The organism is Trueperaceae bacterium (genome assembly GCA_031581195.1).
Taxonomy (GTDB): Bacteria; Deinococcota; Deinococci; order Deinococcales; family Trueperaceae; genus SLSQ01.
In genome coordinates this window covers 1-4,013 of record JAVLCF010000153.1, presented here as the reverse complement: position 1 = coordinate 4,013, position 4,013 = coordinate 1, and the positions used below count along the sequence as shown (strand labels likewise).

General features: G+C 73.6%; 3 protein-coding genes. All 3 read right to left on the bottom strand.

The features are described 5' to 3' along the window. Positions 1-290 (bottom strand): hypothetical protein (locus RI554_10715; GenBank protein ID MDR9392487.1); only part of this gene is annotated, 290 nt, incomplete at its 3' end. A gap of 7 nt (positions 291-297) precedes the next feature. Beyond that, positions 298-2,256, bottom strand: coding sequence for a hypothetical protein (locus tag RI554_10710; GenBank protein MDR9392486.1), 1,959 nt, complete (start codon positions 2,254-2,256; stop codon positions 298-300). Positions 2,257-2,258: 2 nt separating this feature from the next. Beyond that, positions 2,259-3,740 (bottom strand): hypothetical protein, encoded by a 1,482-nt coding sequence (locus tag RI554_10705; protein MDR9392485.1) that lies wholly within the window; start codon positions 3,738-3,740, stop codon positions 2,259-2,261. Positions 3,741-4,013: the final 273 nt, after the last annotated feature.

Sequence of the window (4,013 nt, the reverse complement as noted above, 5' to 3'; positions counted from 1 at the left end):
AGCGGCACGGAGAGCGGCGCGTCGCCCGACGGGCCGCGCGCGACGAGGTCGACGGCGGCGACGGCGTCGCCGGGCGCACCGAGGCGGTGGAGGGTCCACGCCGTCCCGCGTGCGTCCTGCACGGTACGCCCGGGGGCGACGCGGGCGCCGCCGCCGCGTGCCAGGAGCTCCGTCCCCGCCTCGACGGCGAGCAGCGCGGCACCACCGGCGTCGACGCCCTGCGTCGCGTCGTCGTCCGCGGTCGGATCCCAGAGGCTCCAGGGGTGGGGGAGGGCCCGCGGTGCGCGCATGGGTGGGTCAGGCGTCCTCGCGGTCGAGGCCGTGCCACTGGAACAGCACGTCGTTCTGGAGCGACGTGTCGATCGCGTCGGCGAGCGCATCGTCGTCCACGTCGCGGGCGACGTCCCGCACCTCCTTCAGCGGGTCGCCGTCGGCCGCGTCGGTCTCGAGCCCGCGGAGTTTCGGGAGGATGCGTTGCTCGATCTGGTCGGCGAAGGCGCGCTTCGTCGCGTCGAGTCGGTCGGACCCGGGGTAGTTGACGACGTAGGTCTCGATCGCCTGCGACACGCGGTGCCCGAATGGCCGACCGACGCGCGCGAGGGCGTCGTTGACCCGGTGGATCCACCCGTGCAGTTGCGTCCGCGCGTCGGTCGGGTAGTCGTCGGCGGTGCGGTACCACGACGCCCAGGTGGCGTACGGGAGGTAGCCGCCGGCGCCCTCCGCGGTGTTGTCGGGCGTCGCGTGGCGCATCGTGGTCGGGCGTCCGAAGCGCAGCACGTTGGCGCGGTCGTTGACCTTGTCGGACAGCGTCTGCGTCGATTCGTCCTCGTTCATCGTGCCGACGAACAGGACGTTCCCGCCGACGAAGATCCGCACCGATTCGCGTTTCGCGCCGCCGCCGGTATCGAGCGTCACCTCCGCCTGCTGGCGGGAGGCGGCGTCGGCGGGATCGACGGAGCGGCGCACCTCGAGACGACTGAGGAACTCGCTGAAGTAGTACTCGACGCGCGCCAGGTTCATCTCGTCGAGGAGGACGAGCATCATGCGGCCGTCGTACGGCTTCGCGTGCTTCGGGTGGTTGTGGCCGTCGAGGTGCAGCAGGGCGCGTGAGAGGTCGGTCGCGGCGAAGCGCTTCTCGAGGTAGTTGTAGAACCCGAAGAGGTCCTGCGGCGCGTCCCAGCGGGGCTGGACCGCCATCTGCAGGAAGTGTAGGCCCATGCCCTCGGCGTAGCGGCGGGGGAGTTCGCTTTTGCCGGTCCCGGAGATGCCGGCGAGGACCGTGAGCGGACTGATGCCGGCGATCTTGAGGGCGGTGTGGAAGGCGTGCACGCGGCGCGTCGGAAAGGACAGGCCGACCCGGTCGAGGTACCCCTCGAGGTGGTGGAGGGCCTTCGCTTCGTCGTCGAGGGTGGCCGCCTTCGTCAGCGACGTGGTCGTGAGCAGTGCCGGGGGCTCGAACAGGTCGCCCAGCGCCCGCCCGCCGGGGTCTTCGTCGTCCTTCGCCTGCTCCGCGGCCCACGCCTCGAGGGTGTCCTTGAGGTTGTGGAGGGCATCGACCTTCGACCGCAGGTCGCCCCGCCGTTCCTCCAGCGTGCGGACCTCCCCCTCGAGCGTCTCGGCCTTCGTGCCGGCCTCGGTCGCGCGCCGGTCCGCCTCGGTCCGCGTGCGTTCGGCCTTCTCCGCGGCGTCGTGCGCCTCGTCCGCCCGCCGCTTCGCGGCGTCGCGAGCCCTTTCGAAATCGCTGCGCATCTTCTCCGCCGCCGTGTGGGCCTTACGGAGTTCCTCCAGGGCGTGCTCGGCGTCGCCCTTCTTCCGGCCGAGGTCGTTCAGCGTCTCGCGGGCCGCGTTCGCCTCCTCCCGGAGACGGTCCCGCTCGGCGCGGACGCGGGCGATCTCCTCCTTGTCCGCCTCCATCGCCTTCCTGCGCTCGTCGAGGCGTTCGAGTTCGGTGCGGGCGAGGTCGGCGCGCGCCTCGAGTTCCGCTCTCTCCGCGCGCAGGCCGTCGTGCCCATCGAGCGCCTCGACGAGTTCGGCGCGGCGGGCCTCGAGACCCTCGAGATCGAGGCGGAGGCGTTCGACCTCCTGGAGGAGGTGATCGCGTTTGGAGGCGATCGGGATGGCGGCGCTCCGCCGCCGGTACTCGAGGTACGTCTGCAGCGAAGCGGCCGGAACGAGGATCGCGCCGGTCGCGAACGTCACGAGGGCCAAGAGGGCGACCCACTGCCCGTCGATGCCGGAGAGCACGTCGAGTCCCATCGTCAGTTCCCCGTTTCCGCGTCGGTCGGTGAGGTCGCGTCCGCGAGCGCGTCGAGGTCGGCGAGGAGGCGGGCCCGTTCGTTGCGCAGGTCGCGGAGTTCCGCAGCGAGCGCGTCGCGCTCCGCGCGCAGCGCCTCGACGTCGCTCCTGACCGGCTCGAGCCGAGCCGTCTCCGCTTCGAGCGTCGCGACGTCGTCCTCGAGGCCGGCGATGCGGGCGGAGAGGTCCGCCTCGGTCGCGCGGGCGCGGGCGACGGCGCTGCGCGCCGTTTCGACGTCGACCTCGGACACGGGGACGTCGGCGAGCGCGTCGCGGCGCGCTTCGAGGTCGGCGACCTCGGTGGCGAGCGCGTCGCGGCGCCCGAGCTGCGTCCGGAGTTCGGCGGCGCGGGTCTCCAGGTCGGCGACCTCGGTCGCGAGGGCGTCCGCCCGTTGCCGGAGGCCCGCCAGGCGCCCCTCCTCGACGTCGATGGCGTCGACGGTGGCGCGGAGGTCCGCTTCGCGTCCCGCGAGACGCTCGATCTCCGTTTCGAGGTCGGTGCGCTGGGCCCGAAGTCGGTCGGCGTCGTCCTGGAGGGCGTCGATGCGGCCGTCGAGCTCCGCGAGGGTGGTCCGGCGCGTCTCCAGCGTCGCGATCTCGGCCTCGAGGGCGTCCGCCTCGGTGCGGAGGCTCGCGAGGCGCCCCACTTCGACGTCGGTGGCGGAGATCTCGGTCCGGAGGGCGGTGCGGCGGGCGGCGAGGCCCTCCACTTCGCTCTCGAGCGTCGTGGCGCGCGCCCTCAGGTCGTCGAGTCGGTCGTTCGTCGCCGACACGTTCCGGGTCGCCGCCCGCAGGTCGGTGGTCGCGGCGTCGAGCTCGCTCCGGACGCCGTCGAGCTCGGCCTCCGCGGCGGCGAGCTCCGGGCGGACGGCGGCGAGGTCGGTCTCGACGTCGGCACGGTCCTGCTCGAGGGTCGCGACGGTGGCCTGGAGGCTCGTGCGTTCGCTCGTCAGGTCGGCGATCGCCGTGCGAAGGCTGCGTTGCTCCTCCTCGAGCGACGCGACGTCGCTGGCGAGCCGTTCCCGCTGCGCTTCGAGCGCATCGACGTCGGTGCGGGCCGCGTCGACGTCGCCGCGCGCGTCCCCCCGTTCGGAGCGGACGGACGCGAGGGCGTTCTCGGCCCGGCGAAGGTCGTCCTCGACGGCGTCGAGCTCCCGTTCCGCGCGGTCGCGCGCGTCGACGGCCGCCCGCGCCTCGCCCCGGGCTTCGGCGATCTGCGTTTCCAGGGTCGCCAGCTCGGTCTCCGCGGAGGACACGTCGCGGGTGGCGGCGACGCGGAGGCGGTCGAGCCCCGCCCGGTCGTTGGCGACGCTCACGACCAGGAGGGTCATGAGCGCCACGGCCAGGAACGACACGGTGACGAGCGCCACGAGGGTGCGGAACGTGCGTCGGTCGCGCGCGTCGGGGAGGGGGGCGGGTGCGTCGGGCTCGGATGCCTTCGTCATGTTTCAGGTCCGATCTCGGTGCGGGGATGCGTGCGCCATGCGGGCGAGCGTATCACTTGTAACGAACGACGCCACACGGCGGAGTGTGAGGGTGAGCACCGGTACGGATGCGGCGCCCGGTGCGGTGGGGCCGGCGCAGGTCATGGGCGGGTGAGGTGCGCGACCCCGACGGCGTAGGGCGCGTCGGGGTGCGCGCGGTCCGTCGCCGCCTGCGCCAGGCGCTCGTCGAGCGCCGACGCGAGGCGCGCGAGGGCGTCGGGGTCGGCCGGGGGG